Genomic DNA, 22,505 nt, shown 5'->3' with positions numbered 1-22,505 from the left:
GGTGCCCCCGCCGCTCCCCCGCCGCGTCAGCTGCGCATGGCGCGGCGGGCACTGTCTGTGCGCTGGGCGGCGTTGGCGATCCGGACGTCGGCCGCCAGGATGGACGCCCCCTCCGGCCCGGCGAGCACGGGGTTGAAGTCGACAAGGGCGATTTCCGGATGGTTGTCCTTGAGCCGGGTCAGCCGGGCGGCCAGGTCCTCCAGGGCCCGGGCATCCACGGGCGGCAACCCCTGGTAGCCGAAAAGTTTCCGCGAGGCCCGGGGCGCCCGGATGAAGTCGTGCAGGTCCGAGCTCGAGAGTGGGGGCACCCGGTGGGCCCAGTCGTCCAGCAGGTTGACCGCGTCACCGGCGAGGCCGAAGGAAATCACCGGACCCAGCAGGGGGTCCTCGATGGCACGGAAGGTGCAGGCCTGGCCCACCGGTGCCATTGACTGGACCTCAAGGGATGGCGAACCGTAGCGTTCCAGCGACTTGCGCATTTCCAGGACATTCCGCCGCAGGGAGTCTGCATCCTGGATGTCCAGGCGCACCCCGCCGAGGTCCAGGCGGTGCCGCAGCGCGGGATCGGTCGTCTTCAGCGCCACCGGCCAGCCGAGCCGTTCCGCCGCAGCGACGGCCTGTTCGGCGGTGTCGAAGCCGACGGACGGGACCACCCTGATGCCGTAGCGGGCCAGCAGGCTCGCGGCCGTGTCCGGGTCCAGCCGGATCAGCTGCTCGCCGCCGACATCGTCCAGCAGGCGTTCCAGCTCGTCGTGCGTGCCCTCCGGGTCGCAGCCCTCGGGTTCGACAAAGAGGCCCTGGTCCCGGTTCAGCCACTGGGCGTAGCGGACCACGGCACCGAGCGCGGCCACTGCCGCGCCGGGGTTGGAGTAGCAGGGAACGACCGCCGACCCTGCTTCGTCGCCCACCATCCCCTCCACATAGATGGAGGGGTCCAGGAGTCCGCTGAACGCCGCCACAACGGGCTTGCCGGCAGCGACCGAACACTCGGCAAGGACTCCGGCGATCTTTTCCACGGTGAGGCCGTGGGCAGGCAGCAGTGCGACCACGACGGCGTGGACAGTGTCCGCGGTGAGGACTTCCTGCAGGCTGCGCCGCAGCGCCGGCAGGGCCAGGGACATCCCCGCGTCCAGGTCGATGTCGGTGACGATCCGTTCCACGCCCAGCCCCTGCGCGGCCGCGCTGTCCGCGACGACCTTGCCGAGGGCCCGTGAGTTGCTGAACACGGCGATCCCCGGGCCCTGCGGCAGGGGCTGGCTCGAGACAATCTGGGCGACGTCCATGAGCTGTTCGATCGTCTCGACGCGGATGACGCCGGCCTGGCGCATCATCGCGTCGAGGGCCTCCGGCGGGGCCTGGGTGGTGCGGACGGCATGGCCGGGCGGCAGCCCCAGGCCCATCGCGTCGGACTTCGCCACGATGACCGGCTTGGTCCGGGCCAGCCGCCGGGCCAGGCGGGAAAACTTGCGCGGGTTGCCGATTGATTCCAGGTAGAGCCCGACGGCGGTGGTGTCGGCGTCGTCTTCCCAGAACTGCATCATGTCGTTGCCGGAGACGTCGGCGCGGTTGCCGGCCGAGAGGAAGGTGGAGATCCCGACGCGGCGCCGGCTGGAGGCCGCGTAGAGCGAGACGCCGATCGCCGCCGACTGGCTGAACAGGCCCAGGCCGCCGCGGCGGCCCAGCGAGGGAGCCATCGAGGCGTTGAGGGACACGGCGGGATTGGTGTTCATGATGCCCAGCGAGGCGGGCCCGATCACGCGCATGCCGTTGGCACGGGCCTGCCGGACGAGTTCGCGCTGCCGGACGAGGCCGCGTTCGCCGTCGTCCGCGTATCCGGCAGTGGCCACCACAATCCCCTTGACCCCGGCCGCACCGCATTCCTCCACAACCTTGGGGACCTCGGCGTACGGGACAGCGATGACGGCGAGCTTGACCGGCCCGGGCACCTCGGAGAGCCGGGCGAAGGAGAGCATGCCGGCGAGCTCGAAGGCCTCCGGGTTGATGGCGTAGACCGGGCCGGTGAAGCCGCCCTCGATGATGTGCTCCAGCAGCTGGTAGCCCACGGTGCCCCATTTGCGGCTCGCCCCGATCACGGCGACGGAGGACGGGGCGAGGAGTTCCTGGATGCTGCGCGCCTCGGCGCGGTGTTCCCGGGATTCCATCACGGCCCGGGACTTGTCCGTGGGGTCGATGTTGAATTCGAGGCTGACCACACCGTCGTCGAAGTGGCGTTTGACGTCGTAGCCGGCGTCGGAGAAGACCATCAGCATCTTGCGGTTTTCCGGGAGGACTTCGGCACTGAACTTCCGGATGCCGTTTTCGCGGGCGGCAGCGGCAAGGTGCTCCAGCAGGATGGACCCGATGCCGCGGCCCTGGTGCGCATCGGCGATATTAAACGCGACTTCCGCTTCCTCGGGATCATCGAGCCGGTCGTAGCGGCCGATACCCATGATTTCCTGGCCGATGGTGATCACGAGGGCCACGCGGTCCTTGTAGTCCACCTCGGTGAAGCGTTTGAGCTCCTTGTCGGAGAGTTTGGACTTAAACGCGAAGAACCGCATATAGATGGACTTCTGCGACTGCCCCACGTGGAACGCCTGAACCGCGTCCGCGTCGGAAGGGTGGATCGGGCGCAGATGAGCCGTCCCGCCGTCCCGCAAGACAACATCGGCTTCCCAATATTCCGGATATACGCCGTCCACGGGCTGATCCACCATAGGCTTAGCCTAGTCATAAACTTACGCAGCACCCGTTCAGCACCGCTCAGAAGGACCCACCAGTCTCATGGCCCGCCGCCAAACTCCGTCCCCGGCAGGGGAAGCCAGCCAGGATTTCGTAGAAAACATCGTCGACATCGACGTCACCTCCGAGATGGAAGGTTCGTTCCTCGAGTACGCCTATTCGGTGATCTACTCGCGGGCCCTTCCGGACGCCCGCGACGGCCTGAAACCGGTGCAGCGGCGCATCCTGTACATGATGAGCGAGATGGGACTCCGCCCGGACCGCGGCCACGTCAAGAGCGCCCGCGTGGTGGGCGAGGTCATGGGCAAGCTGCACCCGCACGGTGACAGCGCGATCTACGACGCCATGGTGCGCATGGCACAGGACTTCTCGCTGCGGCTGCCGCTGATCGACGGGCACGGGAACTTCGGCTCGCTCGACGACGGCCCGGCCGCCCCGCGGTACACCGAGGCACGCCTCGCGGCTGCGGCGCTGACCCTGACGGACCACCTCGACGAGGACGTCGTCGACTTCGTTCCCAACTACGACAACCAGCTCACCCAGCCCGACGTGCTGCCGGCGGCATTCCCGAACCTGCTGGTCAACGGTGCCACCGGCATCGCCGTCGGCATGGCCACGAACATGGCCCCGCACAACCTGGTGGAAGTGATCGCCGCAGCCCGGCACCTGATCGAGCACCCGGACGCCACCCTCGAGGACATCATGAGGTTCGTCCCCGGCCCGGACCTGCCCACCGGAGGCCGGATCGTGGGCCTGGACGGCATCCGCGACGCCTACGCCACCGGCCGCGGCTCGTTCAAGACCCGGGCCAAGGTGGAGGTCGAGCAGCTCTCGGCCCGCCGCACCGGACTGGTGGTCACCGAACTTCCCTACATGGTGGGCCCGGAAAAGGTGATCGAGAAGATCAAGGACGCCGTCAACGGCAAGAAGCTGACCGGCATCAGCGACATCGTTGACCTCACGGACCGCAAGCACGGCCTGCGCCTGGTGATCGAGCTGAAGAACGGCTTCAACCCGAACGCGGTGCTCCAGCAGCTGTACCGCTACTCGCCGATGGAGGATTCCTTCGGCATCAACAACGTCACGCTCGTCGACGGCCAGCCGCAGACCCTCGGGCTGCTGCAGCTGCTCACCGTCTACGTGGAGCACCGCATCAACGTGGTGCGCCGGCGCACGGCCTTCCGCCTCGGCAAAAAGAAGGACCGCCTGCACCTGGTCGAGGGCCTCCTGATCGCGATCGTGGACATCGACGAGGTCATCCAGATCATCCGCTCCTCGGACGAGGTGGCCGCGGCCAGGACCCGGCTGATGTCCATCTACGACCTCTCCGAGATCCAGGCCAACTACATCCTGGAACTCCGGCTCCGGCAGCTGACCAAGTATTCGCGGATCGAACTCGAGAAGGAGCAGGAGGAGCTGCGCCGCGAGATTGCCGAGCTCGAAGCCATCCTCGGCTCCAGCGAGCGGCTCCGCGGCCTCGTGTCCGCCGAGCTGGCCGAGATCGCCGAGAAATACGGCACCCCGCGCCGCACCGTGCTGCTCGAATCCGAGGCCGTCTCCCCCACCGTCGCCGCCCTGGCCGCGCCGGGCGCCAAAGGCAAGGCCGCTCCCCTGGCCCTGGAAATCGCGGATGACCCCTGCTGGGCCATCCTGACCGCCTCCGGCCAGATCGCGCGGACCGCCAACCAGGACAGCCTCGCCGAGTCCGGGCCGCGGACCAGGCACGATGTGTTCACGTCGGTGGTGAAGACGTCCGCCCGCGGCGAGATTGCCGCCGTCACCTCGCAGGGCCGCATGCTCCGGCTCCAGGTGATGGACATGCCCGTACTTCCGCCGACCTCCGGCACGCCGAACATGGCCGGCGGGGTGCCGGCCAAGGACTTCATCACGCTGCTCAAGGGCGAAACCCTGGTCGGCTTCGCGCCGCTCGATGACGTGCTGGCGATCGGCACGGCCCAGGGCGTGGTCAAGCGGGTCCAGCCCGACTACCCGCTGAACCGCGAAGACTGGGAAGTGATCGCGCTCAAGGACAAGGACACCGTGGTCGGTGTGGCTCCCGCGGGTTCCGACGACGTCGACCTCGTCTTCGTGACGCGGCAGGCGCAGCTCCTGCGCTTCCCTGCGTCCGCCGTCCGCCCGCAGGGCCGGACCGCCGGCGGCATGGCCGGGATCAAGCTCGCTGCCGGGGACCGGGTGATGTTCTTCGGCGCCGCCGGCACGGCCGACAGCGCCGCCGTCGTTGTGACCATCGCCGGCACGGAAGGGGCGCTCCCGGGCACCGCTCCGGGGGCCGCCAAGGTCACCGCACTCTCCGAATACCCTGCCAAGGGCCGCGCCACCGCCGGGGTCAGGGCGCACCGCTTCCTCAAGGGCGAGGACACCCTGCTGCTCGCGTGGGCCGGTCACGGCCCCGCAAAGGCCTCCTCCCAGGCCGGGGTGGCCCGTTCCCTTCCCGGGGAGCACGGCCGCCGCGACGGGTCCGGCATTCCGCTCTCGCAGGCCATCGAGGCGATTGGTCCGAGCATGTCCTGGCAGCCGGACCCGGAGACGGCCGCCTAGGCTGCTGTGTGTGCCGTGTCGGAGGCCGGCGGGGCGCCGCCGGGTCACCGATTCGCCACAGATGGCCGCCACGGGGCGCGCCAAAGCGGCCATTTGTGACGAACGGGTGATCTAACCGGCGCCGGCCGGTCGCTGCGCTGTACCAGTGCGGGGAAACGAATGCGGCGAAGCCCGGGACGTTCCCGCCGGCGAGGGCCGGAGTCGTCGGCCGCACCGATCCGGCCCGGGAAAATGCGTTTAGAATGCTCGCATGCCTATCATCGCGGACAACAAGGACTGGACCTGGGTGCTGCAGCGGCCGTGTCCGGAGTGCGGTTTCGACGTCTCTACGTGCACTCCGGCCACGACGCCGGGAAAGCTGGCCAGCATGCTGCCGCGCTGGCGGGCCGCGCTGCGGCGCCCCGACGTGGCGGAACGCCCGGATGGGAACACGTGGTCCGTCCTTGAGTACGCCTGCCACGTCCGGGACGTCTTTAGCCTGTTCGACCACCGGCTGGACCTCATGCTGCGCGAGGAGGGCGCCCGGTTCGAGGACTGGGACCAGGATCTGGCCGCGGTCGAGAAGGACTATACCAACGCGGACCCGGCCGAGGTCAGTGCTGCACTCACCACAGAGGGCGAGCAGATCGCCGCTTCCTTCGGGCGGGTTCCGGAGGATCAGTGGGGCCGCACGGGAACCCGCAGCAACGGCTCCGAGTTCACGGTGCTCACGTTCTCGCAGTACTTTCTGCACGACATCGTCCATCACCTCCACGATGTGGACGGTTAGTGCGCGGACGCCCAGCGCGCCGACGGCCGGCCCACGGACGGCGAGCTAGAGTTCCTTGTCCCAGGCCATGCTGCTGTTGACCGCGACGTAGCCCATTTTGGCGTAGAGGGCCAGGGCGCCGGTGGGGTTCTCCGAGTCCACGTCGAGTGAGGCCTTGTCCATCCCGGCCGCGGCGAAGCGGCGCATGGCATCGGCCAGCAGCGCCTGCGCCACGCCGCGGCCGCGGAACTCGCGCCGCACGCCCAGCAGGTCCGTGTAGCCCTCCTTGTAGCCCCGGGACTCGGCGCTGATGGCGTCATGGCTGGCGAGCTGGTAGCCGGCCACCTTCCCGGTGGCCTGCTCCACGACGACGGCGCTCAGGTCCGGCCGGGCCAGCGGATCATTCACCACGAAGCCCCAGGCTTCCTCGTCGCGGGGCTCGCTGCCCCAGTGGTCCCGGAAAGCCTCGTTGTGTGCGCGCCGAACCGGCTCGTGCAGCTCGGGCCCGAAGCCCACGATTTCCAGCCCGTCGCCGAGCACCGCGTCGGGAAAGCCGACCGTCAGGGGCCGGTGCATCTCGTTGCAGTAGCGGACGATCCGGTAGCCCGCGCCCCCGAACAGGGCGGCCTGGTGCGTGTGCTGCTGCTCCATGTGGAGCCGCAGCCGGGGTGTGGAACCCTGCACTGCGTCCCCGGCAAAACGCTGCCGGGTCCGCGCCTCCATCCAGCCCAGCAGCCCGGTGCCGATCCCGGTTCCCTGCCACCCGGGATCGACGCAGCCGTACCCGATCGCCTTCTCGCCGTCCGGGTTTTTGGTGATCCGGCCGTACGCCCTGGCCGTGCCCTGCGCGTCGAAGCCGAGGATGGTGTTCGCGGCGGCCGGGTTCTTCCGTGATTCGAGGACCTGTTCCAGGTCGGCGCGACGCTCGAACCAGACAGGCCGTTCGACGGCGGCGGTCCGGGCGATCAGCGCCGCCCAGTCGTCCAGGCCCGCGGCCCCGGCGGGCCGCCACTCCAGGCGCGGGTCCAGGCTGGCCAGGGCGTCGGCGTCTCCGTTCATGGCAACAGGCTAACGTCCGGCTTACCCCCGCGCCAGCAGCGGCGCTGGTTCCTGCGCGGGTGCTGCGGGCCAGGCCGACGCGCGGTCAAGGTCCAGGCGTTGGTCCTCCGCGGCGATGTCCTCCGGGTTGTGCGTCACGAGCACCACTGTGCGGTCCCGCAGGCCGTGCCGCAGCTCAGCCAGCATCGCCCGGCCGGACTCGGCATCCAGGTGGGCGGTGGGTTCGTCCAGCAGGATCACGTCCGCTCCGGTCAGGAGCGTGCGGGCAACCGCGAGCCGCTGCCGCTCGCCGCCGCTGAGGAAGGCCCCGCCGGGTCCAATCCGGGTGTCCAGACCGTGCTCCAGCCGTCCGATCAGCGGGCCGAGGCCGACCGCTGCGAGGGCCTCCTGCAGCCGCGGCTCCGCCACTTCCCCGCGCTGGCCGTCCGGAAGGCCCAGCAGGAGGTTGCCGCGGATGGTCGAGTCGAAGAGGTGCGCCTCCTGCGGGCACCAGGCGGCACGACCGCTCAGCAGGATGTGGCCGCTTGCTGCCGGGAGGAAGCCCAGGACGACGGCGAGCAGGGTCGACTTCCCGGAGCCGGAGGTGCCGGTGACGGAGAGCCAGCGCCCGGGTTCGGCAGTGGCGGTGAGTCCGGTGAAGACGGCCGGCCCGCCGGGCCAGGCGGCCGCAAGGTCCCGGAGTTCGATCCCGGGTTTGCCGCCGGGCCGCCCTGCCACCGGGACCAGCCCGCCGGGCGCGTCGGCGTCGTCAAGGACCCCCGCTTCGCTGATGCGCCGCAGCACGGCCCGCAGCGCCGGGTATTGGCGGACCGCCGTCGTGATGGCCGCGTAGGGCTCCACGAGGGCGAGCTGCAGCAGCACCACGACGGCGGCCGTCGAGGCTTCAACGGCCCCGCTGAGGGCCAGCGGCGCGGCCAGCACCGCGCTGGCCAGGGCGGCGGACCCGCACGCCAGCACCGTGAGGCCCTGGCCGAGCCCTTCGGCCCAGGCCGAGCGCTGGGATGCGGCGGTCGCGGAGCGGTCGGCGCGGGTGATGGCTGCGAGCACCGGAGCGGAGACGGAATTGGCGTGGAGTTCCGCGCGGGCATCGAGGGCTGCCGCCACCTGGCGGAGGACACCTGCGCGCAGCCGCTGTTCGGTGCCCGCGGACATCCGGTCCGCGGCCAGCGCCAGGGCGGGGGCTGCGACGAGGCTCAGCAGGGCGGCGGCAAGCGTGGCCGGGAGCGCGGCCGGCAACAGCAGGGTAATCCCGGTGACGGCGGCGGCCGCGACGGCCACGGCGGTCAGCGGGGGCAGGACCACGCGGGGCAGCAGCTCCCGGACCGTGTCGACGTCGTCCACCACGGTGCCCAGGACGTTGCCGCCCTGCAGCAGCCGGCGCAGCGAGAGTGCGCGGCGGCTCAGCGATTCCCAGAGCCGGCCGCGGAGCCGGGTCAGGGCCGCGAAGACGGCATCGTGCAGCAGGAGACGTTCCAGGTAACGCAGGGCGGCCCGGCCGATGCCGAAGAAGCGCACTCCCACGATTGCGGTGAGCAGGTACAGGATGGGCGGCTGCTCGCTGGCGCGGATGATCAGCCAGCCGGAGAGCCCGGCGAGGGCGACAGCGAACAGGGCCGCCAGGGTGCCGACGGCGCCGGCAGCGGCGAACCTGGCTCCGACCGGTGCGAGCAGCCGGCGCAGCCGGGCCGCCGTGGACCCGCTGGCGGCGCTTCCGGCGCTTTCTGCCGGCAGCTCACCGGATTCCCGGCCGCCTGCAGGCTGAAAGCCGGCAGGCTGAAAGTCGGCAGCACCGGGCCCGGACACGCCGGCCGGGGCTGCGTGGGCTGCGGGGGCGGCCGGGGCTGCGTGGGCTGCGGGGGCGGGCCCGGAGCCTGCTGCCATGGCGCCGGTGGCCACTCCCACCAGCTCGTCGGCGAGTTCCCGGGTCTGCCGGTCGTGGGCCACCAGCAGGACGGTGACCCTGCCGCGCAGCCCGGCGATGGCCGCGCTGACCGCGGTGGCGGATTCCCGGTCCAGGTGGGCGGTGGGCTCGTCGAGCAGCAGCACGGTGGCTCCGGCCTCGATCCGGGCCAGGCCGCGGGCCAGTGCGACCCGGCGCAGCTCCCCCGGGCTGAGTTCGGCGGGATGCTTCGCTGCCAGGTGTTCCGCGGCGCAGGCTGCCAGGCAGCGCCGGGCCGTTGCCTCGCCGGAATCAGACTCAGCCGAATCAGACTCAGCCGAATCAGACTTGCCGGAATCAGGCTCGGCGGCGCCCAGATAGAGCCGGACCTCCTCCAGCACGGTCGGCGCGACCATCACGGGATGCTGCGGCACCCAGGCGACGTCCGCCGTCGTGAATCCTTCCAGCCGGCCGGTGACCGTGGTTTGCCGGTCCGTGCCGTCGCCGGACCCGATGGTGCCGGCCAGCACGCCAAGGACGGTGCTTTTGCCGGCGCCGCTGGGGCCGTCGAGGGCGGTGATCCGGCCCGGGGCGGCGGTGAAGCTGAGGGGCCCGACGGCGGCGTCGGTCCTGCCGCCGTAGCGCACGGTCAGTCCGGCAACGGTCAGGGCGGGCGGACGGGCAGGAGCGGATGCCGTTCCGGCGGCACCAGCAGCGGGGCCGGCGGGCCGCAGCGGGGTGGGCTCGGGTGCCTCGAGGACGGCGGTGGTTTCGGCGAGCGCGGCGCGGCCTTCATCGCTGGCATGGTGGGCGGTGCCCAGTTCCCGGAGCGGGAGGTAGCAGTCGGGGGCCAGGATCAGGGCCAGAAGCCCGGCTTCCAGGGCCATGTCGCCGTGGACCAGCCGGACGCCGATGAAAACCGCAACAACGGCCACGGAGATGGTGGCGATGAGTTCCAGCGCAAGGGCGGAGAGGAACGCGGTGCGCAGGGTTACCATGGTCCGGTGGCGGTACTCCTCGGAGAGGTCCTCAAGGGCCCGGCGCTGGGCGGTTGCCCGGCCCAGCCCCACGAGGACGGGCAGGCCCTTGGCGAGCTCCAGCATGTGGCCGGACAGCCGGGCCAGGGCCGACTGGGCTTCCCGGACGCGGTCATCGGTGTAGCGGCCGATCAGGATCATAAAGAGCGGCACCAGCGGCACGGTCAGCACCACCACGACGGCGCTGATCCAGTCGGCGTAAAGGATGCGCGCGCCCAGCAGCAGCGGAATCGCCGCACAGTTCACCAGGGCAGGCAGGAACTGGGTGTAGTAGCTGTCCAGGGCGTCAAGCCCCCGGGTCGCGAGAATGGCCAGTCCGCCGTCGGAGGGGCCCGCGGACCGGGTGCCGTTGCGCAGGGCACGCGCAAGCAGGCGCGCGCGCAGTTCCTCCTTCACGCCCAGCGCCGCCCGGCGCGAAGCGACAGCCTGGACCCAGACCGTCAGGGACCGAAGCGCCACTCCCGCGGCTCCCCAGTACAGCTGGTCGCCCCAGGCAGCGTCGTTGGCTATCAGCCCGGCAAGCATGGACGCGACGGCCTGCCCGATCAGCACCAGGGACAGGGCCTTCAGCGCCGCGAGCAGGCCCAGCAGGTAGAGGGCGGCGCGGTTGGCGGGGCCCTCGGGAAACTGCGGTCTCATCAGCTGCTAGTCCTTGGGTGCCAGGGCTTTGGCGGCGATGGCGGGGAGGAAGCTGTGGGCCTCCGGGATATGCGCATCGCTCACCCGGCGCCGGAACACCCAGTAAGTCCAGGCCTGGTACACGAGGACCAGCGGAAGCCCGATGCAGGCGACGATGCTCATCAGTCCCAGGGTGTAGTCCGAGGAGGAGGCGTTGGAGACCGTCAGGTTGAAGGCCGGGTCCAGCGTGGACGGCAGCACCACGGGGAAGGCTGCACCAAAGATCGAGGCGCTGCCGAACAGCAGGAAGGCGCCCAGGGACAGGAACGCGCGGCCTTCGGCACCCGTGCGGGCAAAGTTCCAGGCCAGTACGGCAGCCACCACGGCGGCCGCGACGGCCAGCACGGTCCAGACCTCGCCGCTGAGCAGCTGCAGGCTCACCGCCCAGCCCGCGATCGGCAGCAGCAGGACGGGCAGGAGCCGGACGAACCACCGGCGTGCGCGGTGCCGGACGTCGCCGTCGGTCTTCAGCGCCAGGAAGGCGAGGCCGTGCAGCAGTGAGAATCCGACGACGGCGAGGCCGCCCAGGACGGCGTAGGCGCTGAACCACGCGAACGGGCCGCCCTCGCGGTCGCCGTTGGCGTTCAGCGGCAGCCCGGTGGTGGTCAGGGCCAGGGCGGCCCCGACGCCGAAGGCCGCCACGAGGGAGCCCAGGGAGATGGCCCAGTCCCAGCGGGCACGCCACCGCGGGTTGTCCACCTTGCCGCGGTATTCAAAGGCCACGGCGCGGAAGATGAGGGCCACCAGAACCAGCAGCAGCGGCAGGTAGAGCGCGGAGAACAGCGAGGCGTACCAGAGCGGGAAGGCCGCGAAGGTGGCGCCTCCGGCCGTGAGGAGCCAGACCTCGTTGCCGTCCCAGACCGGTCCGACCGTGTTGAGCAGCACCCGGCGTTCGGTGTTGTTCCGGGCGAAGCCCTTCATCAGCATCCCGACGCCGAGGTCGAAGCCCTCGAGAAAGAGATAGCCCGTCCACAGCACCGCGATGGCGATGAACCAGATGGTGGGAAGCAGTTCCATGCTGAGTATCCTCTGCGTTTCGTGGGAGGCTTAGTAGGCGAAGGCCAGGACGTCGTCGGCGCCCGCCGGCTTGCCGGGACCGCCGTCCCCGGGGGTGCCGTCCGCGTTTTCATCGGCGGGGACGTGCGCGAGTTCCGGCATGGCCGAGACCACCCCGCCGCGGATGTACTTGACCAGTAGCTTGACCTCGACCACCAGCAGCACCGCGTACACGCCGGTGAGGACCACGAGAGAGGTCAGCAGCTCACCGGCCGAGACGCCGGGTGAGACGGCCGCGGCCGTGAACATAAAGACCTGGTCGATCCCGCTGGGGTCGGGGTTGGGGGCGACGACGAATGGCTGGCGGCCCATCTCGGTGAAGATCCAGCCGGCGGCGTTGGCTCCGAAGGGTGCCAGGATGCCGAACACGGCCAGCCGCATCAGGCCGCGGGAGGCGGGGACGGTTCCCTTCCGGGTCAGCCAGAGCGCGACCAGCGCGGCGGCTGCCGCCAGTGCGCCGAAGCCGATCATCATCCGGAAGCCCCAGTAGGTGACCTCCATGACCGGGACGTACTGGATCTCCTGGCCGGCCCGTTCCCCGTAGATGGGGTTGTCCGGCAGGTGGGTGCCGTAGTCGGCCTTGTACTGGTCCAGCAGGCCGTTGACGCCCGGGACCTCGGTGGTGAAGTTGCCCTTGGCGAGGAAGGACAGGATTCCGGGCACCTCGATGAGGGCGACGATTTCATCGCAGTTCTTGGAGCCGAGGTTGCCGATGCTCAGGATGGAGAAACCGGTGCCGTCGTGGCATGCCGCTTCGGCGGCGGCCATTTTCATGGGCTGCTGTTCGAACATGAGTTTGCCCTGCAGGTCGCCGGTGAGGGAGGTGCCGGCGAAGGAAATCATCGCGACGACGGCGCCGATCCGCAGGGAGCGGATCCAGACGGCGTGGTCGGCGCGGTCCCGGCCGGGGATGGCGGCCTCGCCGGGGACGACCTTGCCGTCGGCCCCGATCGTGTCGATCCCGTCGTGGCGGCGGCGCCACAGGTGGTACCAGGCAATGCCCAGCAGGAAGGAGCCGGCGACGGCGAGGGCACCGAAGAGGGTGTGCGGGACGGCGACGAGGGCGGTGTTGTTGGTGAAGACCGCCCACGCATCGGTCATCACGGGGCGGCCGTTGATCATCTCGACACCGACCGGGTGCTGCATCCAGCTGTTGGCCACGATGATGAAGTAGGCGGAGAAGACCGAACCGATCACGGCGATCCAGAGGCAGGCGAGGTGGACGGCGGGCTTGAGCTGCTTCCAGCCGAAGATCCAGAGCCCCAGGAAGGTCGACTCCACGAAGAACGCCAGCAGGGCTTCCATGGCCAGCGGTGCCCCGAACACATCGCCAACGAAGCGGCTGTACTCGCTCCAGGCCATGCCGAACTGGAACTCCTGCACGATGCCCGTGGCAACGCCCATGATGAAGTTGATCAGGAAGAGCTTGCCCCAGAACTTGGTCATCCGGAGGTATTCCGGCTTGCCGGTGCGGTGCCACATCGTCTGGATCACGGCGACGACCAGGCCCAGGCCGATGGTGAGCGGCACCATCATGAAGTGATAGACGGTGGTGATTCCGAATTGCCACCGTGCGATTTCCAAGGCGTCCAAGGCAGTCCCTACTTTGCTAGGCGCAACTTCTACAGAACGTAGAAAGATTCTTCTACAGAGTGTAGAACAAGCTGGCGGTCCCCTGCATCCCAGCGTCCCATGCGGCCGAAGGGGCCGCAACGGGGGGCTGTTCTACCTCATGTAGAAACTATCCGCAAAACACGGTAAATTTGAGACAGAAGTATTCACCCACCGCACGGCAGAGTCGATTAGCCGGCGCGGTCCTCAAGAAGGACGTACGGAATGGCAAGTCTCGGTGAACTGGAACGGGCAGTGATGGACCTGCTCTGGGCAGGCCATGAGGCTGCCACGGCGAACACCCTGCGGGATTTGCTCGCGCAGAGCACCCGCCCGGAAAACGGCACGGCCGGACACGAGGGCAAGGACCTGGCCGTGACGACGGTGCTGACCGTGCTCTCCCGCCTTGAGCGCAAGGGCCTGGTCGAGCGCGAACGCGGCACCCGCCCGCACCGCTACCAGGCAGTCTCCAGCCGTGAAGACCACACCGCTGAACTGATGCACGAAGTCCTCGGATCCGCTCCGGACCGCGAGGCGGTGCTGGCACGCTTTATTGGCTCCGTCACCGACACCGAGGCAGAAACGCTGCGCAAGCTGCTGGGACTCAGCTAGCGCCCGATGTTTTGGACCTCATGGTTTCTGGCGGTCCTGGCGATAGCGCTGGCCTGGCCGGTGCCTGTCCTGCTTTCCCGCGCCCAGTGGCCGTCACGTTCGCCGTTCACGGCCATGCTGCTCTGGCAGGCGATCGCCCTGGCCGGCGGGCTGTCCATGATCGGCGCCATGCTGGTCTACGGGCTGGGGCCGGTCGGGGACAACCTGCTGGCAGGCCTGCGGGCCCTTGCCGGGATGGTCTTCAGCAATGCGCCCACAACGGCGCTGGGCTTCTGGCATATCTTTGCGCTCTCGGCTGCGGCATTGCTGTCAGCCCACCTCGTGTTCACCCTGCTGCTGACGTACTACAAGATCCAGCGCCAGCGTCGGCGGCACCGCGAACTGCTGGCGCTGCTGGCGTCCCCCTCCGCTGAGGGCCCGCGGACCATGGTGATCAGTGTTGACTCCCCCGTTGCGTACTGCCTGCCCGGGGGTGCCCGCTCGGTCACCGTCCTCTCCGACGGGCTCATGGCGGCCCTGGAACCCGCCGAACTCCGTGCCGTCCTGAACCACGAGAACGCGCACCTGGACCAGCGCCATCACCTGCTGCTGTGGGCCTTCGCGGCCTGGCGGCAGGCGCTGCCGTGGCTGCCCACGACGCGGCTGGCCCAGGAGGCGGTCAGCTCGCTGATCGAGATGCTCGCCGACGACGTCGCGCTGAAGACCGAGAGCAGGGCCACCCTGATCAAGGCGATCGCGATTGTCGCCAGCGGCTCCCCCGGAGCCCACGGCGCCAGGATGGCCTTCGGCGAACCGGAACTCTCCGACGTCGAGCCGGGCCAGCCGGGTGCCACCGGAGGCGCCGGTTCGGCCCGGACGACGGCGTCCCGCATCAGCCGACTGCTCTCCCCGCAGCCGCCCCTGCCGGAATCCCTCCGCGCCGCGGTGCTGGCGGCCTGCGTGCTGCTGCTGGCGGTCCCGACGGCACTGCTGATGGTCCCCGGCCTGCTGGGCTGACCGGTCCCGCCGCGGAAGCGGCGCGGCCACGGGAGCCGGCACACCCCGGTCCCACCCCGGGCCGCCCCGCGGGCGGAGCGGCCCGGCCACCGGTGCCCTGCTGTGGCCCGGTGCTTACTTGAGCAGCTTGTGGGCCTTGTATTCGAGATCCACGTTGCCGTTACCGTTCCCCTTGGCCGAGCCGTTGACCGCCGAGGTGGTCATCGCGAAGGTGAGCGTGGAGTGCGCGATCGCGTCGGCCATTTGCTCCAGCACCGTCCGGTCCACGTTCTCGATGGTGTCGCAGCCCTGGTGGTAGCACGGGTCCAGGGGTGCACCCGCGGTGCCGCCGAAGATTGCGGCCTCTTCCGCGGTCTTCGGGTCCTCCGCCCCGGTGAACAATCCTCCGGCAGGGATGCCGTTGCTGATGAAACCGAAGTAGTCGGACCGCCCGTCGAAGGCCGTCGGCGCGACGGGCAGGCTCTGGGACTTGAAGTAGTCCAGGAAGACCTGCTCCACCAGCGCCGAGCCGTTGGGGCCCTTTTCCCCGAACGCCGAGCCGTCGCCGTCGTAGACGTAGCGGACGAAGTTGGGCGAGCCGACCATGTCGAAGTTGAGGTTCACGGCGTGGTCCTTGACCTGGCGGGCCGACAGCTGGGAAACGTAGTGCTCGGAACCGACCAGCCCGTCCTCTTCCCCTCCCCAGAACGCGAAGCGGATCCGGTTGGTCGGTGCGATCGCCGATTCCTTCAGCTGGATCGCTGTCTCCAGGATCGCGGCCGATCCTGAGCCGTTGTCATTGATGCCGGGACCGCCCCCCACGGAATCCAGGTGGGCGCCCACCACGACGGTCCGGTCGCTGCGGCCGGCGGTGTCGACGAGGATGTTGTATGACTCGATCGTGGTCACCCCGGCATCGACGGCGAGGTGCATCACCACACCGCTGAGGCCGGCGAGTCCGGCTCCGGTGGCGTAGCTGGTGCTGACCACGGGAATGGCGGCCTGGGGCAGGTCCAGGGTGCCGGCGAACAGGCCGAGGCGGTCATCCCCCGGCACGACGTTGCCCTGGTTGAAGATGATGGCTCCCGAGGCCCCGGCGGCGGCGGCGTTCTCCGCCTTGATCCGGAAGGTGCAGGTGCCGCGCTGGATCAGGGCGACGTTGCCGGGCGTGAAGCCGGCAAAGTCGCCCGCCTCGCAGCCGCTGGTTGAGGCGTGGTCACCGGCGAGGTTGAGGTCGACGGCGGTCAGCGGGGCGGTGACGTCACCGGCACCCGAGTAGGACAGGTCCAGAAAGCCCTCCCCGTAGACGTAGGCCAACGGATCAGGTGACACGCGTTCCAGTGATGCCGACGCGAAGTCGTAGCGGTCGTAGCTGAAAGGCTGCCGGACCGGCTTGTAGCCGGCCTCCTCCAGCTTGCCTTCGATGTAGAGGAGGGACGCTTCGTAGCCCGGGGTCCCCGCCGCCCGGTTGCCGTCGTTGTTCTCGGCGATGGCCTGGAGTGCTTCGAGGTGGTTCATGATGTTGTCCGCGGACACCGCTGACCGGAGGGTGTCCGACGTGGTTCCGGTTGCTGCAAGGGCCGGCGGCGCGAAACTGACCGCCAGCCCGATCGTGGCGGCGATGGCCGCGCGCTGGATATTCCGAGTTTGCCTCACAGGGGTCTCCTGGATTTGCTGCGGAATCCGGCCCCGGGCGTCATTGCCCGGGGCCGTGAGACGACACTATCGGAAGGAGGCATAACCGGTTAGAGGGCATTAGGGCACTGGCGCTATTCAGCAGCTGCCCTGAGAATGCGCGCCGACGCACCCGGCCATGGCCGGGTCTCAGGCGTCGATGCGTTCCCGGTCCAGGCTCGCCGCCCCGGCGATGATGAAGTCCTTGCGGGGCGCCACATCGGATCCCATCAGCAGGTCAAAGGTCTCTTCGGCCTGCTTGGCGTTCTCGATCCCGACCTTGCGCAGGGTGCGGTGCCGCGGGTCCATGGTGGTCTCGGCCAGCTGCTCCGCGTCCATCTCACCCAGGCCCTTGTAGCGCTGGATCGGTTCCTTGTACCGCTTGCCCTCCTTGGCGAGCCGGGCCAGCAGTTCGTGCAGTTCAGCCTCCGAGTACGTGTAGACCATCTCGTTGGCCTTCTGGCCGGCGTTGATGACCTCCACCCGGTGCAGCGGCGGGACGGCCGCGAAGACGCGGCCCTGCTCGATCATCGGCCGCATGTAGCGGAAGAACAGCGTCAGCAGGAGCGTGCGGATGTGGGCCCCGTCGACGTCGGCGTCGGTCATCAGGATGACCTTGCCGTACCGGGCGGCGCTGATGTCAAAGCTGCGGCCGGAGCCGGCGCCCACCACCTGGATGAGGGCCGCGCATTCGGCGTTGGAGAGCATGTCGCCCACCGAAGCCTTCTGGACGTTGAGGATCTTGCCGCGGATGGGCAGCAGCGCCTGGAAGTCGGAGGACCGCGCCAGCTTCGCGGTGCCAAGCGCCGAATCACCTTCGACGATGAACAGTTCGGAGCGCCCGACGTCGTCGGTGCGGCAGTCCGCGAGCTTGGTGGGCATGGAGGACGTCTCGAGCGCGTTCTTGCGTCGCTGCGTCTCCTTGTGGACCCGCGCGGAGATGCGCGACTTCATCTCGCTGACGATCTTTTCCAGCAGCAGCGCCGACTGGGCCTTGTCGTTGCGGTGGGACGAGGTCAGCTTCGCGTTGAGCTCCTGTTCCACCACCTTGGCCACGATGGCCCGCACGGCGGAGGTGCCCAGGATTTCCTTGGTCTGGCCCTCGAACTGCGGCTCCGCCAGCCTCACGGTGAGGACGGCGGTGAGCCCCGCGAAGATGTCGTCCTTCTCGATCTTGTCGTTGCCGGCCTTGAGTTTCCGGGCGTTGGTTTCGACCGCCTTGCGGAAGGTCTTGAGGAGCGCCTGCTCGAAGCCGGTCTGGTGGGTGCCGCCCTTGGGGGTGGAAATGATGTTGACGAAGGTGCGCACTGTGCTGTCGTAGCCGATGCCCCAGCGGAGGGCGACGTCGACTTCACAGTCCCGCTCGACCTCCGTCAGCTTGCTGTGGCCTTTTTCATCAATGACCGGGACGGTTTCCTTGAACTTGCCGGCGCCGTGCAGCCGCCAGACGTCCGTGAGGGCGGGGTCCGCGGCAAGGTATTCGACGAACTCGGAGATGCCGCCGTCGTGGTGGAAGACCTCCTCATGCGGGCCGGACTCGCCCGGAGTGCCGGGGAGCCTGCGCTCGTCCCGGACCGTGAGCTTCAGGCCGGGGACCAGGAACGAGGTCTGGCGGGCGCGGGCGGCCAGTTCGTCGTACGAGAACTTGGCGTCCTGGGTGAAGATCTGCCGGTCCGCCCAGTACCGGATCCGGGTGCCGGTAACGCCCCGTTTGGCCTTGCCCACGATGTCCAGGACGGATCCGTCGACGAAGGGCGAGAAGACCGATGCCGGGTCCGGCTTGCTGCCGGTGTCCTTGAAACGGCCGGGCTCGCCCCGGCGGAAGCACATCCGGTAGGTCTTGCCGCCGCGGTCGACGTCGACGTCGAGACGCGCCGACAGCGCGTTCACGACGGAGGCGCCGACACCGTGCAGTCCGCCCGAGGCGGTGTAGGAGCCGCCGCCGAATTTGCCGCCGGCGTGCAGTTTCGTGAAGACGACCTCGACGCCGCTCAGCCCGGTTTTCGGTTCGATGTCCACGGGGACCCCGCGGCCGTCGTCGTGGATCTCCACCGAGTTGTCCGCGTGCAGGATAATTTTGATGTCATGGCCAAAGCCGGCGAGGGCCTCGTCGACCGAGTTGTCGATGATTTCCCAGAGGCAGTGCATGAGGCCGCGGGAGTCGGTGGAACCGATGTACATGCCCGGGCGCTTGCGGACGGCTTCAAGGCCCTCCAGTACGGAGAGATGCCGGGCGGTGTAATCAGAACTTGGTGCCACGGGGCGGAAACTCCTTCAGGAACGGGACCGTCCCATTGGACGGGCAAAGCACTTTGGCGCTCTTCCTAGGGTAGTCGGAGTGCCGCCATCCGGCGTGCTGCCACTCCCCGGCCGCACCGCACCCCGGAACCCGTTACCGAGACGTGATACGCGTACAGCGAAAGTGGGCCATCCGAGCCATGGTTTCGCTGCGAATGCTGGTTATATAGGTATACCGATCTACCAAGGAGGCCGAACATGACAACAGCAGTTGCGGACCGCACACTTAGCACCGTCGACCGGTGCGATCGTTGCGGAGCACAGGCATATGTCCGGGTTGTTCTCGGCGCCTCCGGGGGTGAGCTTCTTTTCTGCGGCCACCACGCCCGCGCCGTGGAACCGACGCTCAGGCCGCTCAGCTCTGACTGGTACGACGAGACGGGCCGGCTTCACGAGAAGCCGCCGGTTTCCGTCGACTAGACCACTCAAGAGCCGGACCACTCAGGAAAGGGTTCCTCCACTTCGGAGGGGCCCTTTCCGCGTTAACGACCAACCCGGCGGACGCCCGTTAACGAACAACGCGGGGTCACCTCCGGCCCGATCCTCCGGGGAGGATGGGCGGGACGTGACCCCGCGTGGTGTGGCTCTTTGCTAGTCCAGGTAGTCCCGCAGGACCTGGGACCGCGACGGGTGCCGCAGCTTGGACATGGTCTTGGATTCGATCTGGCGGATCCGCTCACGCGTGACGCCGTAGACCTTGCCGATTTCGTCTAAAGTCTTCGGCTGTCCGTCGGTCAGGCCGAAACGCATGGCGACCACACCGGCCTCGCGTTCGGAGAGGGTGTCCAGCACCGAGTGCAGCTGTTCCTGCAGCAGGGTAAAGCTCACCGCATCGGCCGGGACCACAGCCTCGGAGTCCTCGATGAGGTCACCGAATTCGGAGTCGCCGTCCTCGCCCAGCGGAGTGTGCAGGGAGATCGGCTCGCGGCCGTACTTCTGGACCTCGACGACCTTTTCGGGCGTCATGTCCAGTTCGAGGGCCAGCTCTTCCGGGGTGGGTTCGCGGCCGAGGTCCTGGAGCATCTGGCGCTGCACGCGGGCGAGCTTGTTGATGACTTCCACCATGTGCACCGGGATGCGGATGGTGCGGGCCTGGTCGGCCATGGCCCGGGTGATGGCCTGACGGATCCACCAGGTGGCGTAGGTGGAGAACTTGAAGCCCTTGGTGTAGTCGAACTTCTCGACCGCACGGATCAGGCCCAGGTTGCCTTCCTGGATCAGGTCCAGGAACAGCATGCCGCGGCCGGTGTACCGCTTGGCGAGGGAGACCACGAGGCGGAGGTTCGCTTCCAGGAGGTGGTTCTTGGCACGCTTGCCGTCGTGGATGACGAATTCGAGCTCGCGCTTGAGCTTCGGATCCATGGTTCCGTCGTCGGCGTTGATCTTTTCCTCGGCAAAGAGGCCGGCCTCGATGCGGAGGGCGAGGTCGACTTCCTGCTCGGCGTTCAGCAGGGCGACCTTGCCGATCTGCTTCAGGTAATCCTTGACGGGGTCGGCGGTGGCGCCGGCGGACATCACCTGCTGGACGGGGGCGTCGTCATCGTCGGCGTCGGAGTAGACAAAGCCGGAGCCGGTGGCCGCTGCAGCAGCCTTGGGGATCTCCTCGCCGTCTTCACCGATCTCAACGGCCTCGACCACGACATCGTCAAGGTCAACCTCGACGTCCTCATCGGTCTCGTCATCACCGTTCGCGGCTTTGCCGGCGGCCTGCGCCGCGGCCTTGGCGCCGGGCTTGGGCCCGCGCTTCTTGGGTTCGGGCTTGGCGGACGCCGATGCGGTGTCGCCACCTTCGGCCAAGGCTGCGTCTTTGACAGCCTTGTTGGCTGCACGCGTGGCAGCACGCTTGGCGCTCGTCGCCGCCTTCTTCTCCTCGGGGGACAATACGGCCTGGTCGGCGGGTTCCTTCTTCGCGGAAGACGGGGTCACAGAAAACCTTTCTAGCGGCGGTCTGTGGAATCACCATACGGGCAACACCACTATGACCCTGTCAAGTCCGTGTTTGACATCAGGTGCAATCACGACCAGCAGAGCCACTAAGTAGAACTCCTGGGGCGACCGAAATGTTCCCTGTTTCCAAGGTCCACTGCGAGCACTCAATACACGGACCCAACCGGGTCTCGGCAACCATTGTCTCACGGTTTTCGGAATCGGCACCGAACCGGGACCCCGGGCCTCGATATCCTGCCGCCGGCGCCCCGGCCCGGGCCGGGCCGGGGCCGGGCGGGCGTCAGGCGACGTCCGGCTCGAACCTCTGCCAGGCCGCCTCCCTCCTGCCCGCCCAGCCGCAGAGCGTCCCGCGACGGACCAGTTCGCCCAGCAGCTCCGCCAGCCGGTAGCCGGGGTGCTCCTCAATCGCGCGGCTGAACAGTGCATCCGCGAAGGACCCCTTGCCGCGGCACCATTCAATCCAGCCCCGCCCGGTCAGCGCTGCGGCTCCCGCCTCGCCGCCGGCGTTGCCGAGCTGTTCAAGAACCCGGTCCAGCCGTGCCATCAAGATCCAGTCAGGCAGCGGCGGGGCCAGCCCCAGCAGGACCTCACCATAGCCGGGCACCTCCGGGGCGGACTGCCGCCGGAGCCGCCGCCGGAGCCCTCGTTGCCATGGCCAGCGGGCGGGGACGGCGGTGGAGACAGGGGCGGGAAGCCTTCCAGCGGAGGCAGCGGCGCCAGCGGCCTCCGCGGCGTCGCGGACCCGGGCAGCGAACGGGCCCAAGCCGGGCGCGGCGTCGTTCCGTCGAAAACGCCGAAGTCCTCGGCGCCCCGCGCCGCCGCCTCCGGCCCGGCAGCGGCCATCACAAGGACCGCGTCGCGCCAGGGCGGGACGCACAGGGAGGCACGCAGGTAACCTGTCAGCTCCGCGGCCAGTTTCGGCCCGGGCGCCGGGCGGTGCAAGACCCGGGCCCAGACGTCCAGTACCTGGCGAAACTGGCGCCTGTCCCGCGTGCACCCAGCGAACAGCCGGTCCCACTCCCCCTCGGCCTCCAGCACGGCAGGATCCGCAGCCTCCGGCGGCGGCGTGCGTGGTGCCGTTCCCGGGGCCGGCCCGACAGTACTGCCGCGGAAAACCATCTCAGCGTTGAGCCTGCTGTTCCTGATCTCCTCGACGGGCCGCCCCGGCGGCGCGCAGCACGACGGGTCAACGCAATAGGCATTGCGCCAGTACTCGGCCCCGACGAGCCAGGCGTCCCGCACCGGCATCCCCGCGTCGCCCAGGGCGCTCTCAAGCTCGGACAGGAGCTCCGCCCAGGGTGCCCCGTCCCCGTCGGTTTCGGTAAACAGGACAAGCAGCGAACCGTCCGCGTCCTTGTCGGCTTCCAGGTAGGACGCAATGGATCGGGCAAAATTCGGCAGTCCGGCGGAGCCGGTCCGGTCAGCACTGCCGGCTTCGCCGGGGAGGTCGACCCTGAGCGTGGCTCCGAGCCGTTTGCCCTGCAGGGTCATGGCCACGAGGCTGTGGGCCGGCCAGTACCCCAGGGAATGCGGAATGAACCCGAGGATGTCCTCCGGGCCGGTGATTCTCAGATGTTCGGGAGCTGTCATGCAGCCAGCTTGGCGGCCCGCGCGGGACCGCGTCAGGGCC

The 22,505-nt window shown here is 69.0% G+C and carries 15 protein-coding genes; 5 read left to right on the top strand and 10 right to left on the bottom strand.

Annotation, left to right across the window (positions count from 1 at the left end; genetic code table 11):
• Positions 1 to 26: 26 nt before the first annotated feature.
• The gene (locus tag ASPU41_RS13440; RefSeq protein ID WP_069951352.1) at positions 27 to 2,717 is read right to left on the bottom strand and encodes a bifunctional acetate--CoA ligase family protein/GNAT family N-acetyltransferase; all 2,691 of its coding nucleotides are present in this window, start codon (positions 2,715 to 2,717) and stop codon (positions 27 to 29) included.
• Between the two features lie 67 nt (positions 2,718 to 2,784).
• Between ASPU41_RS13440 and ASPU41_RS13435 the strand changes: the two genes are divergently transcribed.
• A complete protein-coding gene (locus tag ASPU41_RS13435; RefSeq protein ID WP_069951351.1) occupies positions 2,785 to 5,301 on the top strand; it encodes a DNA gyrase/topoisomerase IV subunit A in 2,517 nt (838 codons plus the stop codon).
• A 250-nt stretch (positions 5,302 to 5,551) separates the two neighbouring features.
• Positions 5,552 to 6,070: a DinB family protein gene (locus ASPU41_RS13430; protein ID WP_069951350.1), complete on the top strand. Its 519-nt coding sequence runs from the start codon at positions 5,552 to 5,554 to the stop codon at positions 6,068 to 6,070.
• Between the two features lie 45 nt (positions 6,071 to 6,115).
• On the opposite strand, the gene ASPU41_RS13425 is transcribed toward ASPU41_RS13430, so the two are convergent.
• The 4 genes from ASPU41_RS13425 to ASPU41_RS13410 are packed head-to-tail and all read right to left on the bottom strand — an operon-like array spanning position 6,116 to position 13,351.
• Positions 6,116 to 7,108, bottom strand: coding sequence for a GNAT family N-acetyltransferase (locus tag ASPU41_RS13425; protein WP_069951349.1), 993 nt, complete (start codon positions 7,106 to 7,108; stop codon positions 6,116 to 6,118).
• A 21-nt stretch (positions 7,109 to 7,129) separates the two neighbouring features.
• Positions 7,130 to 10,663 carry a thiol reductant ABC exporter subunit CydD gene (cydD, locus tag ASPU41_RS13420; RefSeq protein WP_069951348.1) on the bottom strand — a complete coding sequence of 1,178 codons (3,534 nt, stop codon included), beginning with the start codon at positions 10,661 to 10,663 and terminating at the stop codon, positions 7,130 to 7,132.
• Positions 10,664 to 10,669: 6 nt separating this feature from the next.
• Positions 10,670 to 11,719, bottom strand: a complete 1,050-nt coding sequence (gene cydB, locus ASPU41_RS13415; RefSeq protein WP_069951347.1) for a cytochrome d ubiquinol oxidase subunit II — start codon at positions 11,717 to 11,719, stop codon at positions 10,670 to 10,672.
• Positions 11,720 to 11,749: 30 nt separating this feature from the next.
• Positions 11,750 to 13,351, bottom strand: coding sequence for a cytochrome ubiquinol oxidase subunit I (locus ASPU41_RS13410; protein ID WP_069951346.1), 1,602 nt, complete (start codon positions 13,349 to 13,351; stop codon positions 11,750 to 11,752).
• 243 nt (positions 13,352 to 13,594) lie between these two features.
• On the opposite strand from ASPU41_RS13410, the gene ASPU41_RS13405 reads away from it, so the two are divergent.
• Entirely contained in the window at positions 13,595 to 13,981 is a 387-nt protein-coding gene (locus ASPU41_RS13405; protein ID WP_069951345.1) for a BlaI/MecI/CopY family transcriptional regulator, read from the top strand.
• A 6-nt stretch (positions 13,982 to 13,987) separates the two neighbouring features.
• Complete coding sequence (locus ASPU41_RS13400; RefSeq protein WP_069951344.1) at positions 13,988 to 14,977, top strand: M56 family metallopeptidase; 990 nt, start codon at positions 13,988 to 13,990, stop codon at positions 14,975 to 14,977.
• Between the two features lie 114 nt (positions 14,978 to 15,091).
• Here the strand turns inward: ASPU41_RS13400 and ASPU41_RS13395 are convergent, their stop codons facing one another.
• Together ASPU41_RS13395 and ASPU41_RS13390 are read right to left on the bottom strand one after the other, a co-directional pair.
• Complete coding sequence (locus ASPU41_RS13395) at positions 15,092 to 16,612, bottom strand: M20/M25/M40 family metallo-hydrolase (RefSeq protein WP_069951343.1); 1,521 nt, start codon at positions 16,610 to 16,612, stop codon at positions 15,092 to 15,094.
• Positions 16,613 to 16,780: 168 nt separating this feature from the next.
• A complete protein-coding gene (locus ASPU41_RS13390; RefSeq protein ID WP_069951342.1) occupies positions 16,781 to 18,889 on the bottom strand; it encodes a DNA gyrase/topoisomerase IV subunit B in 2,109 nt (702 codons plus the stop codon).
• A gap of 237 nt (positions 18,890 to 19,126) precedes the next feature.
• Here ASPU41_RS13390 and ASPU41_RS13385 point away from each other — a divergent pair, with 237 nt between their 5' ends.
• Positions 19,127 to 19,348, top strand: a complete 222-nt coding sequence (locus ASPU41_RS13385; RefSeq protein WP_069951341.1) for a DUF7455 domain-containing protein — start codon at positions 19,127 to 19,129, stop codon at positions 19,346 to 19,348.
• Between the two features lie 171 nt (positions 19,349 to 19,519).
• Here ASPU41_RS13385 and ASPU41_RS13380 read toward each other — a convergent pair whose 3' ends face one another.
• From ASPU41_RS13380 to ASPU41_RS13375, 3 genes are all read right to left on the bottom strand, one after another.
• Entirely contained in the window at positions 19,520 to 20,854 is a 1,335-nt protein-coding gene (locus ASPU41_RS13380) for an RNA polymerase sigma factor (protein ID WP_069951340.1), read from the bottom strand.
• A 301-nt stretch (positions 20,855 to 21,155) separates the two neighbouring features.
• The gene (locus ASPU41_RS23440; RefSeq protein ID WP_231941071.1) at positions 21,156 to 21,419 is read right to left on the bottom strand and encodes a DUF4192 family protein; all 264 of its coding nucleotides are present in this window, start codon (positions 21,417 to 21,419) and stop codon (positions 21,156 to 21,158) included.
• Positions 21,419 to 22,465: a DUF4192 domain-containing protein gene (locus tag ASPU41_RS13375; RefSeq protein WP_231941070.1), complete on the bottom strand. Its 1,047-nt coding sequence runs from the start codon at positions 22,463 to 22,465 to the stop codon at positions 21,419 to 21,421. The genes ASPU41_RS23440 and ASPU41_RS13375 overlap by 1 nt, the downstream gene beginning before the upstream one ends.
• Positions 22,466 to 22,505 lie beyond the last annotated feature (40 nt).

This window comes from Arthrobacter sp. U41 (assembly GCF_001750145.1).
In the GTDB taxonomy this organism is placed as follows: Bacteria; Actinomycetota; Actinomycetes; order Actinomycetales; family Micrococcaceae; genus Arthrobacter.
Note: the sequence above shows the minus strand (reverse complement) of the source record. Positions and strands in the feature narration are given on the sequence as shown.

Excerpts from the sequence above, each read along its gene's own strand:
- ASPU41_RS13440 (WP_069951352.1), bottom strand. The coding sequence starts at position 2,717 with ATGGTGGATCAGCCCGTGGACGGCGTATATCCGGAATATTGGGAAGCC.
- ASPU41_RS13405 (WP_069951345.1), top strand. The coding sequence starts at position 13,595 with ATGGCAAGTCTCGGTGAACTGGAACGGGCAGTGATGGACCTGCTCTGG.
- cydD (WP_069951348.1), bottom strand. The coding sequence starts at position 10,663 with ATGAGACCGCAGTTTCCCGAGGGCCCCGCCAACCGCGCCGCCCTCTAC.
- ASPU41_RS23440 (WP_231941071.1), bottom strand. The coding sequence starts at position 21,419 with ATGGCACGGCTGGACCGGGTTCTTGAACAGCTCGGCAACGCCGGCGGC.
- ASPU41_RS13435 (WP_069951351.1), top strand. The coding sequence starts at position 2,785 with ATGGCCCGCCGCCAAACTCCGTCCCCGGCAGGGGAAGCCAGCCAGGAT.
- ASPU41_RS13400 (WP_069951344.1), top strand. The coding sequence starts at position 13,988 with ATGTTTTGGACCTCATGGTTTCTGGCGGTCCTGGCGATAGCGCTGGCC.
- ASPU41_RS13425 (WP_069951349.1), bottom strand. The coding sequence starts at position 7,108 with ATGAACGGAGACGCCGACGCCCTGGCCAGCCTGGACCCGCGCCTGGAG.
- cydB (WP_069951347.1), bottom strand. The coding sequence starts at position 11,719 with ATGGAACTGCTTCCCACCATCTGGTTCATCGCCATCGCGGTGCTGTGG.
- ASPU41_RS13430 (WP_069951350.1), top strand. The coding sequence starts at position 5,552 with ATGCCTATCATCGCGGACAACAAGGACTGGACCTGGGTGCTGCAGCGG.
- ASPU41_RS13375 (WP_231941070.1), bottom strand. The coding sequence starts at position 22,465 with ATGACAGCTCCCGAACATCTGAGAATCACCGGCCCGGAGGACATCCTC.
- ASPU41_RS13385 (WP_069951341.1), top strand. The coding sequence starts at position 19,127 with ATGACAACAGCAGTTGCGGACCGCACACTTAGCACCGTCGACCGGTGC.